Origin of the sequence: Ensifer sp. B1-9, assembly GCF_050474445.1 — a bacterium.
GTDB lineage: Bacteria > Pseudomonadota > Alphaproteobacteria > Rhizobiales > Rhizobiaceae > Ensifer.
In genome coordinates, this window is the sequence record NZ_JBCHVG010000008.1 from 46,303 (window position 1) to 65,025 (window position 18,723).

18 protein-coding genes are annotated in these 18,723 nt (G+C 64.7%); 6 read left to right on the forward strand and 12 right to left on the reverse strand.

Features of this window, described 5'->3' with window-relative positions; translation table 11 throughout:
* The 3 genes from ACQ5BM_RS16035 to ACQ5BM_RS16045 are packed head-to-tail and all read left to right on the forward strand — an operon-like array spanning position 1 to position 2,128.
* Positions 1 to 633 carry a precorrin-8X methylmutase gene (locus ACQ5BM_RS16035; protein WP_173520268.1) on the forward strand — a complete coding sequence of 211 codons (633 nt, stop codon included), beginning with the start codon at positions 1 to 3 and terminating at the stop codon, positions 631 to 633.
* Positions 630 to 1,367 carry a precorrin-2 C(20)-methyltransferase gene (locus ACQ5BM_RS16040; RefSeq protein ID WP_429813004.1) on the forward strand — a complete coding sequence of 246 codons (738 nt, stop codon included), beginning with the start codon at positions 630 to 632 and terminating at the stop codon, positions 1,365 to 1,367. The genes ACQ5BM_RS16035 and ACQ5BM_RS16040 overlap by 4 nt, the downstream gene beginning before the upstream one ends.
* Positions 1,364 to 2,128, forward strand: coding sequence for a precorrin-3B C(17)-methyltransferase (locus tag ACQ5BM_RS16045; RefSeq protein ID WP_429813006.1), 765 nt, complete (start codon positions 1,364 to 1,366; stop codon positions 2,126 to 2,128). The genes ACQ5BM_RS16040 and ACQ5BM_RS16045 overlap by 4 nt, the downstream gene beginning before the upstream one ends.
* Here the strand turns inward: ACQ5BM_RS16045 and ACQ5BM_RS16050 are convergent.
* Complete coding sequence (locus tag ACQ5BM_RS16050) at positions 2,107 to 2,862, reverse strand: cobalt-precorrin-6A reductase (RefSeq protein ID WP_429813657.1); 756 nt, start codon at positions 2,860 to 2,862, stop codon at positions 2,107 to 2,109. The genes ACQ5BM_RS16045 and ACQ5BM_RS16050 overlap by 22 nt on opposite strands.
* Here ACQ5BM_RS16050 and cbiE point away from each other — a divergent pair.
* Positions 2,861 to 4,102: a precorrin-6y C5,15-methyltransferase (decarboxylating) subunit CbiE gene (gene cbiE, locus ACQ5BM_RS16055; protein ID WP_429813008.1), complete on the forward strand. Its 1,242-nt coding sequence runs from the start codon at positions 2,861 to 2,863 to the stop codon at positions 4,100 to 4,102. The two genes, ACQ5BM_RS16050 and cbiE, sit on opposite strands and share 2 nt — an antisense overlap.
* Before the next feature lie 125 nt (positions 4,103 to 4,227).
* Positions 4,228 to 4,989, forward strand: a complete 762-nt coding sequence (gene cobM / locus ACQ5BM_RS16060) for a precorrin-4 C(11)-methyltransferase (RefSeq protein ID WP_429813010.1) — start codon at positions 4,228 to 4,230, stop codon at positions 4,987 to 4,989.
* A gap of 54 nt (positions 4,990 to 5,043) precedes the next feature.
* Here the strand turns inward: cobM and mnhG are convergent, their stop codons facing one another.
* From mnhG to ACQ5BM_RS16115, 11 genes are all read right to left on the reverse strand, one after another.
* The gene (mnhG, locus tag ACQ5BM_RS16065) at positions 5,044 to 5,418 is read right to left on the reverse strand and encodes a monovalent cation/H(+) antiporter subunit G (protein WP_429813012.1); all 375 of its coding nucleotides are present in this window, start codon (positions 5,416 to 5,418) and stop codon (positions 5,044 to 5,046) included.
* Positions 5,415 to 5,696: a K+/H+ antiporter subunit F gene (locus ACQ5BM_RS16070; RefSeq protein WP_429813015.1), complete on the reverse strand. Its 282-nt coding sequence runs from the start codon at positions 5,694 to 5,696 to the stop codon at positions 5,415 to 5,417. The genes mnhG and ACQ5BM_RS16070 overlap by 4 nt, the downstream gene beginning before the upstream one ends.
* On the reverse strand, positions 5,693 to 6,178 hold the full coding sequence (locus ACQ5BM_RS16075) for a Na+/H+ antiporter subunit E (RefSeq protein WP_429813017.1): 486 nt from the start codon (positions 6,176 to 6,178) through the stop codon (positions 5,693 to 5,695). The genes ACQ5BM_RS16070 and ACQ5BM_RS16075 overlap by 4 nt, the downstream gene beginning before the upstream one ends.
* Before the next feature lie 3 nt (positions 6,179 to 6,181).
* A complete protein-coding gene (locus ACQ5BM_RS16080; RefSeq protein ID WP_429813020.1) occupies positions 6,182 to 7,822 on the reverse strand; it encodes a monovalent cation/H+ antiporter subunit D in 1,641 nt (546 codons plus the stop codon).
* Positions 7,791 to 8,138, reverse strand: a complete 348-nt coding sequence (locus ACQ5BM_RS16085; protein WP_429813022.1) for a Na+/H+ antiporter subunit C — start codon at positions 8,136 to 8,138, stop codon at positions 7,791 to 7,793. The genes ACQ5BM_RS16080 and ACQ5BM_RS16085 overlap by 32 nt, the downstream gene beginning before the upstream one ends.
* On the reverse strand, positions 8,138 to 11,044 hold the full coding sequence (locus ACQ5BM_RS16090) for a monovalent cation/H+ antiporter subunit A (protein WP_429813024.1): 2,907 nt from the start codon (positions 11,042 to 11,044) through the stop codon (positions 8,138 to 8,140). The genes ACQ5BM_RS16085 and ACQ5BM_RS16090 overlap by 1 nt, the downstream gene beginning before the upstream one ends.
* 329 nt (positions 11,045 to 11,373) lie before the next feature.
* Entirely contained in the window at positions 11,374 to 14,013 is a 2,640-nt protein-coding gene (locus tag ACQ5BM_RS16095; protein WP_429813026.1) for a bifunctional diguanylate cyclase/phosphodiesterase, read from the reverse strand.
* A 135-nt stretch (positions 14,014 to 14,148) separates the two neighbouring features.
* On the reverse strand, positions 14,149 to 14,334 hold the full coding sequence (locus ACQ5BM_RS16100; RefSeq protein WP_429813029.1) for a DUF3008 family protein: 186 nt from the start codon (positions 14,332 to 14,334) through the stop codon (positions 14,149 to 14,151).
* An 82-nt stretch (positions 14,335 to 14,416) separates the two neighbouring features.
* Complete coding sequence (locus tag ACQ5BM_RS16105; protein WP_429813031.1) at positions 14,417 to 16,036, reverse strand: cisplatin damage response ATP-dependent DNA ligase; 1,620 nt, start codon at positions 16,034 to 16,036, stop codon at positions 14,417 to 14,419.
* A 3-nt stretch (positions 16,037 to 16,039) separates the two neighbouring features.
* The gene (locus tag ACQ5BM_RS16110; RefSeq protein WP_429813660.1) at positions 16,040 to 17,050 is read right to left on the reverse strand and encodes a ligase-associated DNA damage response exonuclease; all 1,011 of its coding nucleotides are present in this window, start codon (positions 17,048 to 17,050) and stop codon (positions 16,040 to 16,042) included.
* An 88-nt stretch (positions 17,051 to 17,138) separates the two neighbouring features.
* The gene (locus ACQ5BM_RS16115; protein ID WP_429813033.1) at positions 17,139 to 18,092 is read right to left on the reverse strand and encodes a nucleoside hydrolase; all 954 of its coding nucleotides are present in this window, start codon (positions 18,090 to 18,092) and stop codon (positions 17,139 to 17,141) included.
* A 208-nt stretch (positions 18,093 to 18,300) separates the two neighbouring features.
* Here ACQ5BM_RS16115 and ACQ5BM_RS16120 point away from each other — a divergent pair, with 208 nt between their 5' ends.
* The gene (locus ACQ5BM_RS16120) at positions 18,301 to 18,621 is read left to right on the forward strand and encodes a hypothetical protein (protein WP_429813036.1); all 321 of its coding nucleotides are present in this window, start codon (positions 18,301 to 18,303) and stop codon (positions 18,619 to 18,621) included.
* Positions 18,622 to 18,723 lie beyond the last annotated feature (102 nt).

Here is an 18,723-nt window from a genome sequence, read left to right on the forward strand (position 1 = left end):
ATGCCTGAGTATGATTACATTCGCGATGGCAACGCCATCTACGAGCGTTCCTTCGCCATCATCCGCGCCGAGGCCGATCTCTCGGGCTTCTCCGACGAGGAAGCGGATCTTGCGGTGCGCATGGTGCATGCCTGCGGCTCCGTCGAAGCGACCAAGCAGTTCGTCTTCTCTCCCGATTTCGTGACCTCGGCTCGCGCAGCACTGAAGGCCGGCGCGCCGATCCTCTGCGACGCCGAAATGGTCGCTCACGGAGTCACCCGGGCGCGGCTGCCGGCCGGCAACGAGGTGATCTGCACGCTGCGCGATCCCCGTACGCCTGAGATTGCTGCAGAGATCGGCAACACACGGTCTGCAGCCGCGCTGAAGCTTTGGAGCGAGCGTCTGGCCGGTTCGGTCGTGGCGATCGGCAACGCGCCGACGGCCTTGTTCTTCCTGCTTGAAATGCTGCGCGACGGCGCGCCGAAGCCGGCGGCGATCCTCGGCATGCCCGTCGGTTTCGTCGGTGCGGCGGAATCGAAGGATGCGCTGGCCGAAAATTCCTATGGCGTTCCCTTCGCGATCGTCCGCGGCCGCCTCGGCGGCAGCGCCATGACGGCGGCGGCGCTGAACTCGCTCGCGAGGCCGGGCCTGTGAGCGGCGCCGGCGGGGGGCGCCTGATCGGCGTTGGAACCGGCCCGGGCGATCCGGAGCTATTGACCGTCAAGGCGGTGAAGGCGCTCGGCGAAGCCGATGTGCTCGCCTATTTTGCCAAGGCCGGGCGCAGCGGCAACGGCCGCGCGGTCGTCGAGGGCCTGCTGAAGCCGGATCTCGTCGAGCTGCCGCTCTACTATCCGGTGACGACCGAAATCGACAAGGACGACGGCGCCTACAAGAGCCAGATCACCGATTTCTACAACGCATCCGCCGAAGCCGTGGCGGCGCATCTTGCCGCCGGACGCACGGTCGCGGTGCTCAGCGAAGGCGATCCGCTGTTCTACGGATCCTACATGCATCTGCACGTGCGGTTGGCCAATCGCTTTCCGGTCGAGGTGATCCCCGGCATTACCGCCATGTCCGGCTGCTGGTCGCTTGCCGGCCTGCCGCTGGTTCAGGGCGACGACGTGCTTTCCGTGCTTCCGGGCACGATGGCCGAGGCCGAGCTTGGCCGGCGGCTCAAGGATACCGAAGCCGCCGTGATCATGAAGGTCGGGCGCAACCTGCCGAAAATCCGCCGGGCGCTTTCCGCCTCCGGCCGTCTCGATCAGGCCGTCTATGTCGAGCGCGGAACCATGAAGAACGCGGCGATGACGGCGCTTGCGGAAAAAGCCGACGACGAGGCACCCTATTTCTCGCTGGTGCTCGTTCCCGGCTGGAAGGACCGGCCATGACCGGTACGCTCTATGTGGTCGGCACCGGCCCGGGCAGCCCGAAGCAGATGACGCCGGAAACGGCTGAGGCGGTTGCGGCGGCTGAGGAATTCTACGGCTACTTTCCCTATCTCGACCGGCTGAACCTGCGCCCCGACCAGGTGCGAGTCGCCTCCGACAATCGCGAGGAGCTCGACCGGGCGCAGGTGGCACTGACGCGGGCTGCTGCCGGGGTGAAAGTCTGCATGGTTTCCGGCGGCGATCCGGGCGTCTTTGCCATGGCGGCCGCCGTCTGCGAGGCGATCGACAAGGGGCCTGCGGAATGGAAGTCGGTCGATCTGGTGATCACGCCCGGCGTGACCGCGATGCTCGCGGTTGCCGCCCGCATTGGCGCGCCGCTCGGCCACGATTTCTGCGCGATCTCGCTTTCCGACAACCTGAAGCCCTGGGAGGTCATCACCCGGCGGCTCAAGCTGGCGGCGGAGGCAGGGCTCGTGATCGCCCTCTACAATCCGATCAGCAAGGCGCGCCCGTGGCAGCTCGGCGAAGCCTTCGAGATCCTGCGCGGCGTTCTGCCAGCAACCGTTCCGGTGATCTTCGGGCGCGCCGCCGGACGGCCGGACGAGCGGATCGCGGTGATGCCGCTCGGCGAAGCCGATGCCAACCGCGCCGACATGGCGACCTGCGTCATCATCGGTTCGCCGGAAACGCGCATCGTCGAGCGTGAACGGCAGCCGGATCTCGTCTACACGCCGCGTTTCTATGCGGGAGCAAGCCAGTGAGCGATGCGGTCGAGCGCCTCGTCGCAACTGCCCGCGGTCGGCACGTCCGCGGGCCTGCGCCGCTCGACCATGATCACCTCGATGCCAAGCCGGCGCGCCGCGGCGATCTTGCCATAGGTGGCGCTGCCACCACTGTTCTTGGCAACGATCACGTCGATGTGCCGGCTTTTGAGCAGCGTGGCTTCATCGCCCTCCGCGAAGGGGCCGGTCGCCAGGATCGCCTCCTGGTCCGGCAGGTTCAGCGGTGGGATCACCGGGTCGACGCTGCGGATGACATAGCTGTGCTGTGGCGCGGCTTCAAAGTGGAAGGCCTCCTGCCGGCCGATGGCGAGGAAGACACGGCGCGGGCGAGCGCCCAGCGCGCTCACTGCTTCGACGACGCTGCCGACCGAATTCCAGCGGTCGCCGGGCAAGGACTGCCATTCCGGTCGCCGGAGGGCCAGGAGCGGAACTCCGGTTCTTTGCGCCGCCTCAGCGGCATTGTGCGAAATGCGCGCGGCAAAGGGGTGCGTCGCATCGACCAGCAGCGCGATGTTCTCTTCGCGCAGGAAATGGGCCAGCCCATCGGCGCCACCGAAGCCGCCGATGCGCGTCTTCACCGGCTGCGGCTTCGGGTCGGCGGTGCGACCGGCCAGCGAGATTGCGGTGTCGTAACGGACGTCTTCGGCCAACCGGCGCGCGAGCTCGCGCGCTTCGGTGGTGCCGCCCAAGATCAGGATGCGAGGTTTTTCCATGGCTGACGTGTCGAACGGCGATCCCGTCATCGTCTCCCCCTGGCTGACCGTCATCGGTATCGGTGAAGATGGTGTAGCGGGTCTCGGCGACGAGGCCAAGCGGCTGATCGCCGGGGCGCCCGTCGTCTATGGCGGCCATCGCCATCTGGAGCTTGCCGCGCCGCTGATCAAGGGCGAGGCCCACAATTGGCAGAGCCCGCTCGAACGCTCGGTCGTGGAGATCGTCGCGCGCCGCGGTACGCCCGTCGTGGTGCTCGCCTCGGGCGACCCGTTCTTCTTCGGCGTCGGCGTGACGCTGGCGCGCCGGATCGCCTCGGCCGAAATCCGTACGCTGCCGGCACCCTCGTCGATCAGCCTTGCAGCCTCGCGCCTGGGCTGGGCACTGCAGGAGGCGACACTCGTCTCGGTGCACGGGCGCCCGCTCGATCTCGTGCGGCCGCACCTGCATCCGGGTGCACGCGTGCTGACGCTGACGTCGGACGGAGCCGGCCCCAGGGATCTTGCCGAGCTTCTGGTCGCCAGCGGCTTCGGTCAGTCGCGGCTGACCGTGCTCGAGGCGCTCGGCGGCGCCGGCGAACGGGTGACGACGCAGATCGCATCGCGTTTCATGCTCGGCCTCGTCCATCCTCTCAATGTCTGTGCCATCGAGGTGACCGCCGACGAGGGCGCGCGCATCCTGCCGCTCGCGGCCGGTCGCGACGACGCACTGTTCGAACATGACGGGCAGATCACCAAGCGGGAGGTGCGAGCACTGACGCTCTCGGCTCTCGCGCCGCGCAAGGGCGAATTGCTCTGGGATATCGGCGGTGGCTCAGGCTCGATCGGCATCGAATGGATGCTGGCCGACCCGACTATGCAGGCGATCTCCATCGAAGTGTCGCCGGAGCGGGCCGCACGTATCGGCCGCAACGCGACGATGTTCGGCGTGCCCGGGCTGACGGTAGTCGAAGGCGAGGCGCCGGCAGCGCTTGCGGGCCTGCCGCAGCCGGATGCGATCTTCATCGGCGGTGGCGGCAGCGAAGACGGCGTGATGGCGGCGGCGATCGCAGCGCTTGGCCCCGGCGGGCGGCTGGTTGCCAATGCGGTGACGACGGACATGGAGGCGGTTTTGCTCGATCATCACGCCAGGCTCGGCGGAACGCTGATCCGCATCGATATCGCCAGAGCCGGGCCTGTCGGCGCAATGACCGGCTGGCGGCCGGCCATGCCGGTGACCCAATGGTCGTGGATTAAGGGCTGAGCAATACCAGCAAAAGTGCGCAGCGGTTTTGCGTCCGGGATTGCGCAAGAGCAAGAGAGCAATACCAGCAAAAGTGCGTAGCGGTTTTGCGTCCGGGATTGCGGGAATTAAGGAAAGAGCGACACATGACGGTACATTTCATCGGCGCCGGCCCGGGGGCTGCGGATCTGATCACGGTGCGCGGGCGCGACCTGATCGGGCGTTGCCCGGTCTGCCTCTATGCCGGCTCGATCGTTTCGCCGGAACTCCTGCAATATTGCCCGCCCGGCGCCCGCATTGTCGATACGGCGCCGATGTCGCTCGACGAGATCGAGGCCGAGTATGTGAAGGCGGCAGCCGACGGCCTGGACGTGGCACGGCTGCATTCCGGCGATCTTTCGGTGTGGAGTGCGGTGGCTGAACAGATCCGCCGGCTGGAGAAGCATGGCATCGCCTATACGATGACGCCGGGCGTGCCGTCCTTCGCCGCTGCGGCAGCAGCGCTCAGGCGCGAATTGACCATTCCAGCGGTTGCCCAGAGCTTGGTGCTGACCCGCGTCTCCGGCCGTGCCTCACCCATGCCGAACAGCGAAACGCTTTCCGCCTTCGGTGCCACCGGCGCGACGCTGGCGATCCATCTCGCCATCCATGCCCTTCAACAGGTGGTCGAGGAACTGACGCCGCTCTATGGCGCCGATTGCCCCGTCGCGATCGTGGTCAAGGCTTCCTGGCCGGACGAGCGGGTGGTGCGCGGCACGCTCCGCGACATTGCCGACAAGGTGGCAGAAGAGCCGATCGAGCGTACGGCGCTGATCTTCGTTGGCCCCGGGCTCGCAGCTTCCGATTTCCGCGAGAGTTCGCTCTACGACCCGGCCTATCAGCGGCGGTTCAGAGGGCGCGGCGAGTAGGCCAGATAACTTCAAAGCTGTCATTGGCCTTCCGGGTCGCTCCGCGGCTTGAAACTACTCTGCCGATTCTTCTTCTCTCGGCGGTCGCTGCTTGCGCGGGACGCCGCTTTTTTCTGCGACGCGATCGCGATAGAGGGCTGCCTGGCCGAGCAGCATCAGCGTCATCGGCGTGGTGACGAGGACGAAGACGACGATCAGGATCTCGTGGAACACCCAGCGGCTCTGCAGCACCGCGAAGCAGATGATCGAGGCGGTGCAGATCAGGAGTACGCCGCCACTCGTCGCCAATGTCGGCGCATGGAGGCGCTCGTAGAAGCTGGTAAACCGCAGAAGGCCGACCGAGCCGACCAGGGCGATTGCGGCGCCCAGAACTGTCAGTCCGCAGACGAGGATGGCCGCCCATAGAGGAAGATCGGTGAGGTGGCTCATTCGATGATCTCCCCGCGCATCAGGAACTTGCCGAAGGCAATCGACGAAACGAAGCCGATAAGCGCGACGATCAACGCCGATTCGAAATAGATCGAGTTGGCGGTGCGGATGCCGAAGGTGAGCAGCATCAGCATGGCGTTGATATAGAGCGTGTCGAGGCCAAGGATGCGGTCCTGGGCGCGTGGGCCCCTCACCATGCGGTAGAAGGCGAAAGCCATCGCCAGGCCGAGCATGATCTGGGCAATCAGGATCGACCAGATGATTGAAAGTTCCATCATCCAAATATCTCCTTCAAGGCAGCCTCGTAGCGCTTGACCGTATCGATCCAAACGCGCTCGTTCTGCATGTCGAGCACATGGAAGAGCAGGGACTTGCGGCGGCGGTCGTATTCGAGCCAGGCTGTTCCGGGCGTCGCGGTCATCACGCAGGCAAGCAGGGCCAATGCGTTCTCGTCATCGAGATCGAGGTCGACAGTGAGAAACCCTGAGCTCGGCGGTCGGCGTCGGCCGCGCAAAATGACGGCAATGACGGCAAGGTTGGAGCGGATAACGTCGAGTGCAACGGCAAAGCCGAAGCGTAGCATCAGGAGGATTCGGCGCGGATGGGAGTGGGCGGGGCTGAGTTTCAGCGTCACCCAGCCGAGGCCGGTCGCCAGGATCGTGCCCATGACGAAAGTGCCGGGGGCGACCGATTGATTGAGCAGCAACCAGATGAGGAGCAGGGCAATCGACAGCAGCGGATAGGGGAGCCAGGTGCGCATGGGTTATTGCCCTCCCGCCCGGGGTGCCGTGAGCACCCGCTCGGTGTAGCCCGCCGGATCGAACAGCGAATCCGCCGTCGCCTGCATGTAGCGCATCGCCGGACCGGCCTGTACGCTGAGGAATATGCAGGTGGCGAGCAACACGACGACGGGTGTGATCTCGATGACGACCACCCGTGGCACGGTGTTTTCGATCGACGCCCAGAAGGTGCGGATGCCGACGCGATTCATGGCGATCATCGCTGCCAGGCCGGAGACGATCAGCAGCGTGACATAGGTCCAGTCGGCCGTGGAAATCGCCGGGGCGGCTTCGGTTCCCGACAGGCCGAAGAGACCGCCGAGGATCGCGAATTTGGCAACGAAGCCCGAGAGTGGCGGTAGCCCGGCAAGCAGCAGGGCGCAGAGGCAGAAGCAGAGGCCGAGGATCGCCATGGTTCCGGGTATTGCCGCGCCGACCTCTTCTTCCTCCTCGTCCTCGTCGGCGTCGCCATAGGCTTCCATCGTCACCGCGAGAACGTCAGCGCCGGCGTCGCGGCCGCGTTCGACCAACTCGATCAAGAGGAAGAAGGCGGCGATGGTGAGTGTCGAACTGACGAGATAGAAGAGTGCGCCTGCGATCATGCCGGGATGGCCGAGGCCGATCGCAGCGAGCAAGGTGCCGGAGGAAACGAGCACCGAATAGGCGGCAAGCCGGCCCATGGCCTGCGAAGCGAGCACGCCGATGGCGCCGAAGGCGATCGTCAGCAGCCCGCCTGCAAGCAGGATCGGCTGGCCGAAGCCTGCGGATGCGCCGGCGCTCGCGCCGAAAACCAGCAGCGAAAGCCTGAGGATGACGTAGATGCCGACCTTGGTCAGGATCGCAAAGACGGCGGCGACCGGCGGCGTTGCGGCGGAATAGGCCGTCGGCAGCCAGAAGCTCAAGGGCCACATGCCGGCCTTCACCAGGAAGGCGACGCCGAGCACGCCGGCGCCGACCTCGACCATCTGGCGATCGTCCGGCGAAAGTGTCGCCAGCTTCATCGAGAGATCGGCCATGTTGAGCGTACCGGTCGCGCCATAGATCAGGCTGACGCCGATCAGGAAGAGCGACGAGGCGGCGAGGTTGATCGCGACGTATTGCAGGCCCGCCTTGACGCGCAGCGGCCCGGAGCCGTGCAACAGCAGGCCGTAGGACGCCGCCAGCATCATCTCGAAGAAGACGAAGAGATTGAAGAGGTCACCGGTGAGGAACGAACCGTTGAGACCGGCGATCAAAAGCTGGAACAGCGAATGGAAATGGTGGCCGGCCGTGTGCCAGCGCGCGATCGAATAGGCCTGGGCGGCAAGCGCCAGTCCGCTCGTCAGGCAGAGCATCAGCGCCGAAAGGCGGTCGAGCACCAGCACGATGCCGAAGGGGGCCGGCCAGTTGCCCAGCTGATAGACGCCGCTGCCGGCGGGCGCCCCGTCCACCGAAGCGATGCGCATCAGCACCATCGAGAGGATGAAGAGCGCCAGCGTCGAGACGAAACCCATGACACCCTTCGCCATGCGGTTGCGCTCGTCGATCGGGATCATCGCGGCGCCGACCATCAGCGGCAGCAGAATCGGCAGGATCAAGAGGTGATGCATCCAGTTAGTCAAGGCGCTGCTCCCGGCCGTCGACATGGTCCGTGCCGGTGAAGCCGCGCGAGGCGAGCAGCACGACGAGGAAGAGCGCAGTCATGGCGAAGCCGATGACGATCGCGGTCAAGACGAGCGCCTGCGGCACCGGATCGGTGAAGCGGCTGAGATCGCCGACGCCACCGGGTTCCAGCACCGGTGGTGCGTTCACCCGAAGACGGCCCATGCCGAAGATGAAGAGGTTGACCGCATAGGAGAGCAGCGAAAGCCCGATGATCACCTGATAGGTACGTGGACGCAGCAGCAGATAGACACCGGACGCCGTAAGCACGCCGATGGCGGCCGAGAGAATGATCTCCATCAGCGGGCCTCCTTTCCGCTCCGCATGGCGCGGGCATGGGCCCGCGGCGCGCGGATCGACTGGTGGGCAAGCGCGATGAGGATCAGCACCGTTGCGCCGAGCACCAGCGAGAAGACGCCGAGATCAAAGAACAGGGCGCTCGCCAACGGGAACTTCCCGACGATCGGCAACGTGACGTACTGCGCGTGGGAGGTCAGGAACGGATAGCCGAAGAGCCAGGAACCGATGCCGGTGGCCGCGGCGACCAAAAGCCCGATGCTCATCCAGCGCAAGGGATGGATGCGCAGCCGTTCCTCGACCCAGCGCGTGCCGCCGGACATGTATTGCAGGATGAAGCCGATCGACATGGCGATGCCGGCGGCAAAACCGCCACCCGGCAGATCATGGCCGCGCAGGAACAGATAGGCGGCCAGCATGCCGATAACCGGGAACATCCAGCGCATGATCACCGAGGGCACGAACAGATATTCGGCGACGCTGTCGCCCTTGTTGCGGTCCGGGTGATCGTCGTCGAAGGCATTCTGGACACGTTGCTGTTCCGGCGCCTCCAGGCTGTCGGCCTGCGGCCGGAAGCGCAAGAGCAGGGCGAAAACCGTCAGCGCGACGATCGCCAGAACGCCGATTTCGCCAAGCGTGTCGAAGCCGCGGAAGTCGACGAGGATGACGTTGACGACATTGGTGCCACCGCCCTCCTTGTAGGCGCGCTCGAGGAAGTAGCTGGCGATCGTCTCGGGCAGCGGACGGGTCATCATCGTATAGGCGATGAGCGCCACGCCGCCGCCGGCGGTGATCGCCAGCAGGAAGTCGCGCAGGCGCCGGAAGCGGACCTGCAGCGAAAGCAGCTCCGTTTCCTGTGTATCCTCGATGCGCTTCGGCAGCCAGCGAAGACCGAGCAGGATGAGGACGGTCGTGACGATCTCGACAAGGAGCTGGGTCACGGCAAGGTCGGGCGCCGAAAGCCAGACGAAGGTCAGGCAGGTGGTGAGACCGGCGCCGCCGAGCAGCACGAGCGCAGCCAGGCGGTGGAATTTCGCGAGAAGCGCCGCGCCGATCGCGCAGGCAATGCCGACGGCCCAGAGCAGGGCGAAGGCAGGATCGATGCTGCGCACGCGAAGCGGCGGCAATTCGTAGTGACTGAGAAGCAGCGGCAGGGCGGCGGCGGCGATGGCGATGAAGACGAGGAAACGCATCTGCGGCTGCAGCCGTCGCGTGCCGAGACGTTGTTCGAGTGAACGCGCCCATTTCCACGAGAGCGTCACCAGCACGCGCTCGAAGATGCGCTGGCCGTGCAGCAGGCGGAAGATCGGCGGTCCTTCGATGCTGGTCGCAAGGTAGTTGCGCATCAGGAAATAAAGACCGACGCCGCCCGCCAGCGCGACGAAACTCATGATCAGGGGCAGGTTCCAGCCGTGCCATACGGCGAGGCTGTATTGCGGCGTGCTGGCGCCGAGGACGGCGACGACCGCCGTATGCAGGAACGGCCCGATGGTGATCGCCGGGATGATGCCGACGACGAGGCAGGCGAGCACCAGGAACTCGATCGGCGCCCGCATCCAGCGCGGCGGCTCGTGCGGCACCTTCGGCAGATCCTCCGGGGTCTTGCCGTAGAAGACGCTGTGGATGAAACGCAGCGAATAGGTAACCGCGAACATGCCGGCGAGCGTCGCGACATAAGGCGTCATCGTGTCGAGGATGTTGGCCTGGTGCGTTTCGATCGCTTCGGCGAAAAACATTTCCTTGGAGATGAAGCCGTTCAAGAGCGGTACGCCGGCCATGGCCGCGCTCGCGACCATGGCGAGCACGGCCGTTCCAGGCATGTAACGTATCAGCCCTCCGAGCTTGCGCATGTCGCGCGTTCCGGTCTCGTGGTCGATGATGCCGGCCGCCATGAACAGCGATGCCTTGAAAGTGGCATGGTTGACGATGTGGAAGACCGCGGCGACGGCGGCAAGCGGGCTGCCAAGGCTCAGGAGGACCGTGATCAGACCGAGATGGCTGATGGTGGAATAGGCGAGCAGGCCCTTCAGGTCCTGCTGGAAAATGGCGAAATAGGCGCCGAGCAACAGCGTCGAAAGCCCGGCCAGGCCAACGATCCAGAACCAGGCGTCGGTGCCGGCCATGACCGGCCAAAGCCGCGCCAGCAGGAAGACGCCGGCTTTCACCATCGTCGCCGAGTGCAGATAGGCCGAGACCGGCGTCGGCGCGGACATCGCATGCGGCAGCCAGAAATGGAACGGGAACTGCGCACTTTTCGTCAGCGCCCCGAGCAGAACCAGGATCAGTACCGGCATGTAGAGCGGCGAGTTGCGGATCAGGTCGCCCGAGGCGAGCACGACGTCGAGATCGTAGCTGCCGACGATACGGCCCATCAGCAGGAGGCCAACGAGCATGCAGAGACCGCCAGTGCCGGTAATGGTCAGTGCCATGCGCGCACCGTCACGGGCATGGGCATTGTGATGCCAGTAGCCGATCAGCAGAAAGGAAACGATGCTCGTCAGTTCCCAGAAGACGGCAAGCAGAATGAGATTGCCAGAAAGCACCACGCCGAGCATCGAACCCATGAAGGCCAGAAACAGCGCCAGGAAGCGCGGCACCGGGTCTTCTGCGGCCATGTAGTAACGCGCATAGAGCACGACGAGCACGCCGATTGCGGTGACGAGGACCGTGAAGAGCCAGGCGAAGCCGTCCATCCGGAGCGTGAAATTGAGGCCGAGCTCAGGGAGCCAGGCGATGTCGTAGCGCAGCACGCCGCCTGAGGTGACGAAGGGATAGAGGCCGGCGGCGACAAGGAAACACAGGAGCGCGATCGCCCCCGCAAACCAGGCTGTCGCACCACGCTGATCGGGCGGAAAGAAGATTGCAAGGAGGCTTCCCGCAAATGGGGCGAAAATGAAGACAGAAAGCAATTTTCCCGCGTATTCGATCGTACCGTTCCCTTCGTTCGGGTTTCATGGAGGGCGGGCACCAGAGCGCCGTGCTTTCAAACGAATGCACAAGGGACGCACCAGGATGTTGAATCTAGAGCATCTTTTCCGCTTCAGTGGGTTGCACTTGCAGCGGGACGCTCTAGAGGCCCGAAAGGGCGGTCGCATCAGCGACTGCCGCAGATGATGCCGCCGGTCCCAAGATATGGAGGCAGGCAATTGTTTTTATGGCGATTCGCGGCAGGGCTGCCAAGTCTTGCCCGTGCGAAAAATGCACGCACCGTGTTTTTTGCAGCGAGCGGGCGTGCTTCTCAGGCGGCGAGCCAGCGACGCTCGAAGGCGAAGGTGGCAAGGTCGTTGGCGTTCATCGGCCGCGCGAAGGCGTAGCCCTGCAGCCCGTGGCAGCCGAGTTCCTTCAGGATATGGGCGTGTTCCAGCGTCTCGACACCCTCGGCGATCACTTCGATGCCGAGCGACGTGCCGATATCGATGATCGACTCGACAAGCCGCTTTTCGGTGGGCGACTCGCGGATCGGCAGGACAAGCTGGCGGTCGATCTTCAACCGCCGCGGGGTCAATTTCAAAAGGCTCAGGATCGAGGCATAGCCTGTGCCGAAATCGTCGATCTCGATGTCGATGCCGAGCTCCTTGATGCGCCGGATGTTGGACAGCACCGTCATGTCGCTCTCGTCGAAGGAGATCGATTCCAGCAGTTCGAAAGACAGGCGGCCGGGCGGGATCTGCAATTGTTCGAGACGATCGATCAGGTTTTCATCGTGAAGGCGCGCATACGACAGATTGACCGAGACCTTGGGAATATGGATGCCATTGGCCTCCCAGCGATAGATCTGGAACAGCGCCTGTTCCAGGATTGCCTGGTCGATCGATGCGACGACGTTGATGTCTTCCGCCGTCTTCAGGAACGTGTGGGGACCGAGCAATCCCTTGGACGGATGATCCCAGCGCGCCAGTGCCTCGACACCGATGATGTCGAGCGATCGTGGGCAGAACTGCGGCTGGAAATGCGCGATGAACTCGTTGTGCTCCAGCCCGCGAAGGATCTCGTCGGCTGTCTGCTTCGTCTTGAAAACGGCCGTCTTCAGCTCGCCCGTGAAGGTCTCGTGCCGGTTGCGGCCGCGGCGCTTGGCTTCGTAGAGCGCAATGTCGGCATTGACCAGCACGTGCGACAGGTCATCCGTTGCCTTGGTCTGGGCAGCAATGCCGATGCTGACGCCGATGCGGCACTCCTGATCCTTGTAGCGAACGGGCACGCTCATCGCCTCGATGATGCGGGAAGCGAGTGTGGCATCCGGTTCTGCCCCGCCATCCTGGCGAACGATGACGAATTCGTCGCCGCCGATGCGGGCGACGAAGTCCTTTGCATCCGCATTGCCGCGCAGCAGTTCGGCGGCGTGGCGCAGGATCTCGTCGCCGGCGGCGTGGCCGAGCGTATCGTTGATCTGCTTGAACCGGTCGAGGTCCATATGAAAGATGCTGAGCCTTGCCTCGGGCGCGAAGTGCCTGTCGCGCTCGGCCAGGACCTGGTCGAGGAAGCGGCGGTTCGGCAGGCCGGTCAGCGGATCGTGCAGGGCATTGAATTCCATGCGATGACGCGCCGCCTCGAGTTCGACGCTGTGCGCCTCGGCCATGCGCTTGGCTTCGAACAGGGTTTCGCGGGTCTCGATATCGGCGGTGACGTCCCAGTTGACGCCGACGACCTTCCTCAAGCCATCGGTGCCGGTATAGGCGGAGCCGATCGCGCGAATGTGTCGCAAACTGCCGTCGCGGAGGCAGATGCGGAAGTCCGAATTGTAGGCGTCGCCGGTCTCGAGCGCTTTCTTGAACTCGGCCTCGGCACGCCGGAGATCGTCGGAATGTAGCGCGCTCCTCCAGTCCTCGTAGGTCTCGCTTGTGGAACCGACGCGGCCGTAGAGTTCCCGCATCCGGTCGTCCCAAATCAGCTTGCCGCTCGCGATGTCGAGTTCCCAAATGCCGATCTGCGAGGAGTCCAGCGCGATTCTCAGGCGATGGGAAAGTTCCTGCAATTGCACCTTGCTGTGCCTGAGCGCGCGAATGTTGCTCTGCCGCTCGCTCATCAGGCGGCCGGTCAGCACCATCGGCAGGATGATCATCAGGCCGCCGAGAACGATCAAGCCGCGGATCAACCAGGCATTACCGGCCGTCGCCGGCCATCCGCCCTTGGGAACGGCTGCAATGCGCCAGCAGCCGCCAGGCAAGAGCACGGTCATCTCGACAGGCGAATGCTTGAAGACTGCCGGGTCGCCGAAGAAGACCGGTCCCTTTGCGCCCGTCCCGTCGCGGCCGGCTATGGCGATATCGATGCCGGGCTGCTTCGAATAGAGCCCGCTGTCACGATAGAGGCGTTCGATGTCGATGATGGCGGAGACGATGCCCCAGAAGCGATTGCTGCTGCCGCCGGCGTCGATCGATACCGGGAACCGGCCGATCAGTCCCCGCCCGCCCTGGACGAGGTCCACGGGACCGGCAAGGACCATCTGGCCGGTGTCCTTGACGCGCATGACGGCAGCGCGCTGCGCCTCATTCCTGCGATAATCGAGCCCCAGCGCCTTCTCATTTCCTTCGAGCGGGTAGACGAGCGAGACGATGAGGTTCGGCGCGGCGGCGATACTGCGCAGTTGCGAGCGTTCGGTGAAGATGCTGCGCGAGAGCGCAGCGAAGCGTTTCTGATCCATGCCGGGCTCGGTGACGAGCGTGCCGATCAATCCGCGCACCAACTGGATGTTGCCGTTGACGTTGGCCTCGAGCTTGGCGCGGATGGGGTTGAGCTCTTCGGCGACCCGTGCGCGCAGGCGCGCCTCAGCCACCACCTGGTTCTGATTGTCTGCGAGAATGCCGGCCACCAGGACCACGAAAGCCGCTATGAGCGCCGGCAGGTAACTTGGCGTCAAAACCCTGGAGAGCCTCTTCATTCCGAGGTTCAAAGCATGTCTGGCAGGCACAAATCACCCCGGCGGCACGCGAATGGCTGTGTATCGACCGGGATAATCCCAAAAGGGTCTTAACAATTCTTGTTTTAGGCGGTTCTTTTGTTCGAGGTCCCGCGCTCAGTCGTCCTTGCGCTTGGGCAGCTTCTTGCGCTTGGTTTCGGCAAGTTCCTTGAGTTCGCTTTCGCTCATGGATTTTTCCATCCCGCGGGACGCGCCCTTGAGGCTGGATTTCTTGATCTCTCCGCGCTTTGCGGCAAGGGCCGCACCGGCTGCCTGTTGCTGAGCCTTCGACTTGGCTGGCATGGAACACCACCTTTCCGTTGATAGCCTTCTCCCAACGCGCGGCGATGGCCGGTGTTCCCAGATTTCCGGATGGACCGCGATCCTACGTGCCTTCGCGCGCTTCGATCATCGCCTGCAGCGTCTCCAGGCGATCGGCGTCGCGCGGCAGCTTGTCCTGCCGAAGGCGGGCTATGCGCGGAAAACGCATCGCCACGCCGGATTTGTGCCGCGTCGATCGATTGATGCCCTCGAAGGCGACTTCGACGACGAAACCGAAATCGGGCTCGGCGCGCACGGCCCGAACCGGCCCGAAGCGCTCGGTCGTGTTGTCCCTGACGAAACGGTCGAGAACCTCCAGCTCGGCGTCGGTGAAGCCGAAATAGGCCTTGCCGACCGGTACGAGCGTCTCCTTCCCGTCGACCGTGGTCCAGACGCCGAAGGTGTAGTCGGAGTAGTAGCTCGAGCGTTTGCCGTGGCCGCGCTGCGCATACATCAGCACCGCGTCGATGTTGAAGGGCGCACGCTTCCACTTGAACCAGGGACCTTTGACGCGGCCCGCCGTATAGGGTGAATCGAGCCGTTTCAGCATGATGCCTTCGATGACCGGATCGGGCGGGTCGGCGCGCAGCCGATCAAGCTCGTCCCAGGACGAGAACGGCACCAGCGGCGACAGGTCGAAATGCTGCGGCGAGGCGTGTTCGACCAGATCGGCAAGCATTGCCCTTCTTGCGACGAAGCCTTGCGGGCGAACGTCCTCCTCGCCTGAAAAGAGAATGTCGTAGGCGCGGATGAAGGCGGGGTAGGCCTCGAGAAGCTTGTGGCTGACGCTCTTGCGGTTCAGGCGCTGTTGCAGATCGGCGAAGCTCCGGGTTGCGCGATTGGTGCGCGCCGTACCGCCGACGAGCAGTTCGCCGTCGATGACGCCGGTGAAGTCCGCCGCTTCCAGCACATCGGGAAAGGTGCCGGAAATCTCGTCGCCGCTGCGGGAATAGAGCCGGCGCACGCCGCCGATATTCGCAAGCTGCACCCGGATCCCGTCCCACTTCCATTCGGCGGCGAAGTCCCCGGGGTCGAGCGCGTCGAGATCGCCGTCGCCGACGGGGTTGGCAAGCATGACCGAATGGAAGACGGCCGGCGTCGAAAGCGCAGGTTTCTCGGCCTTACCCGAAAGCCAGCGGAAGAGCGGCAGATAGGGCGGCGACAAGCCGTGCCAGAGCGTCTCGATCTCGGCGACATCCTTGCCGCCCATCTCGGCGAGCGCCTGCTTGGCGAGCTTGGCCGACACGCCGATCCTCAGGCCCCCGGTCACCAGTTTGAGAAAGGCGAAGCGCGCGGAGGTGTCCAGGTGGTCGAGCATGTCGCGCACCACGCTGCGCGCGTCGGCGCGGCCGGTCATCTGCAGACGCTCGATGGCTTCACCGAGCGGAATATCCGATGCGACGGTGCCGGCCGGCGGCTCCCAGACGAGCGAGACCGTTTCGGCCAGGTCGCCGACATAGTCGTAGGAATACTGGAACAGCACGGCGTCCATGCGTTCGAGCAGCAGGTCGCGGATCATTGCCGGCTTGACGGTGTTCAGCGACAACGTACCGGCGATGGCCGCAAGCGCGTAGCCGCGGCTCGGATCCGGGGTGGTCCGGAAGTAATCGGCCAGCAGGCGGATCTTGGCGTTGCGCTGCGGGCTTAGAACGAGACGGTCGAGCAGTTCGGCAAAGGCATGCATCCGTCACTCTCCCTCGTCGTCGTAGCCGACGAGGTGCAGCGGGCGGGCGGCGATGCCCTGAAGCTCGCACCAGCGCACCAGCGCTTCCTCACGCCCATGCGTGACCCAGACTTCGCCCGGTGCGATCTCGGTGATCGTCGCCGTGAGCTCGGCCCAGTCGCAATGGTCGGAGATGACGAGCGGCAGTTCCACGCCGCGCTGCTTCGCTCTTTGACGGATCAGCATCCAGCCGGACGCGAAGATGGCGATCGGATCGGCGAAGCGCCGCGACCAGCGATCGGCGAAGGCGGCGGGCGGGCCGATCACGATCGTGCCCCTGAAATCCTGCTTTTCGTCTGCGGCGAGCGTTGCCGGACGCAGCTCGCCGAGGTCGATGCCTTGGCTCTGGTAGTAGTCGCAGAGCCGCTGCAGGGCGCCGTGGATGAAGATCGGCTCGTGGTAGCCCGCTTCGCGCAGGAGCGCGATAACGCGCTGCGCCTTGCCGAGCGCATAGGCGCCGACGACGTGGGTCCGCTCGGGGAATTGCGCAAGCGACGTCAGCAGTTTGCGCGTTTCGGCCCGGTCGTCCGGGTGGTGGAAAACCGGCAGGCCGAAGGTCGCTTCGGTGATGAAGACGTCGCAGGCGACCGGTTCGAAACCGGCGCAGGTCGGATCCCGCCGCCGCTTGTAATCACCGGAGACGACGATGCGGGTGCCGTTGGCGCGGACGGAGATCTGTGCCGAGCCGAGCACGTGGCCCGCCGGATGGAAGCCCAGCTCGACCCCGTTGAGTGTCAGCCTTTCCCCGAGTTCGACCGCCTGGCTCGTACCGCAGAAGCCATCGCCGTAGCGAATACGCATGATGTCGAGGGTTTCGTGGGTGGCGAGCACCTGGCCGTGGCCGGCGCGGGCATGGTCGGAATGGCCATGGGTGATCAGCGCCCTTTCGACCGGCTGCACCGGGTCGATGTAGAAATCGCCGATCTGGCAATAGAGGCCCTTGGGGGCGGGATAGAGCAGGGCGTCCGGTTTCATGGACATAAAGATAGCCGGCGAACGCGTGTCCGCCAGCCATCTTGTTCAAGTTTTTCAAGGCACAACATCGGTCGCGCCCCGGTCAGGTTCAGCCGTTCAGGACCAGCGTGTCGCTGATCAGCTTCAGCGTACGCGCGGCATCGATGTCGATGCAGGCCTTCTGGCTCGGCAGATCGTCCCAAGGGCTCGGCGGGAAGAGCTTGTTGTCCGGGCGCTGGATCGTCTGGCCGTCGGCAATGCCGCCGCAGACGACGCGGATCGAGCCGCTTCGGACGGTGAAGAGCTCAGGCGCCACGACATAGGCGCAGGCGCAGCTATCATGCACGACCATGCCGTCGGGCACGTGCTGCTCGTAGAAGGTGACGTAGAACTTCGAGATGTCGGCGAGCAGTTTGCCGGCTTCGCCGCCGTGCTCGGCGATCTCGGCGATCATCGCCTTGGTCATCACCGTCTTGGTGGTGACGTCGAGACCGACGACGGTGACCGGCCACGGGGCCGTCATCACCACGTCAGCGGCCTCCGGGTCGCCGTGGATGTTGGCTTCGGCCGCCGGGGTGATGTTGCCGTTGACGTCGAAGGCGCCGCCCATGATGACGACTTCGCGCACGAGTGCGGCAAAATCCGGATCCTCGCGCAGCGCCAGCGCCAGGTTGGTCATGCGGCCAACCGCAATCAGCGTCACTTCGCCCGGATGGGCGCGGACCGTATCGATGATGAAGCGGTGCGCCGGGCGCGGGTCGATCGGCAGATCGACCGTCTCGGGGACGTCGATGTTGCCGAGGCCGTCGTCGCCGTGGATGAAAGTCGGCCAGCCGACATGCGGGCGGTCGGGGTTGAAGGTCTTGTCGAGACCCTTGGCGACCGGTGCGTCGATGCCCCAGCGCTGCTTCAGGAACAGGGCGTTGCGCGTGGTGGTTTCGACCGAGGCGTTGCCGAAGACGGTGGTGATGCCGATCAGGTCGATAGCCGGATGCCGATGCAAGAAAAGCAGCGCCATCGCATCGTCGATGCCCGGGTCCGTATCGAATATGACTTTGTGCATTTTCGTTCTTCTTTTCTTGTTCTTGTGTTTGACGGCCCGCAATGGAGGCAAGATGGCCGTGAAAGTCAATCTCCCTCCCGGGCGCCTGGGCGGAGATCGAGCGCCTTCCCGGCGCGTTTCCGTGGGAACATCGCTGCCCGGGCGGACATGGCAAGCTCCTTCACATGGATGGCAACCGCTCATCCAGTGTCAACCGGGAGGTCATGTCATGCATAAGCTGGTACTCGTTTCGATGATCGTCATCACCGCGGCCACTTCGTTTGCCGCTCCCTCCTTTGCCCAAAGCGCCGGCGGCAAGGGCCGCGGCGGCGGTGGCGGGCACAGCTCTTCCGACAGCAGCGATTGGTATCCCGGCATCGGCTCCTTCACGCATGGCAACGACAACTACAACCGCCGCCGCCCCAAGGTGATCCTGACGAAATCCGGGGCCTATTGCGTTGAAAACCGGCGATGGGTGGATGCGTCAGGGACCATACACGTCTCGCCCTATCGCGAGTGCCGCAAGCGCGTGGACATCGCGATCGATTGAGCAGCGCCAACAGGCGACAGCGACGCGCAGGCGGGCCATCGTCTGCGCATCGCTGCGCTGTTTCGGTGACCGCGCTGGTTGCGGCTCCGCGATCCTTCTCCG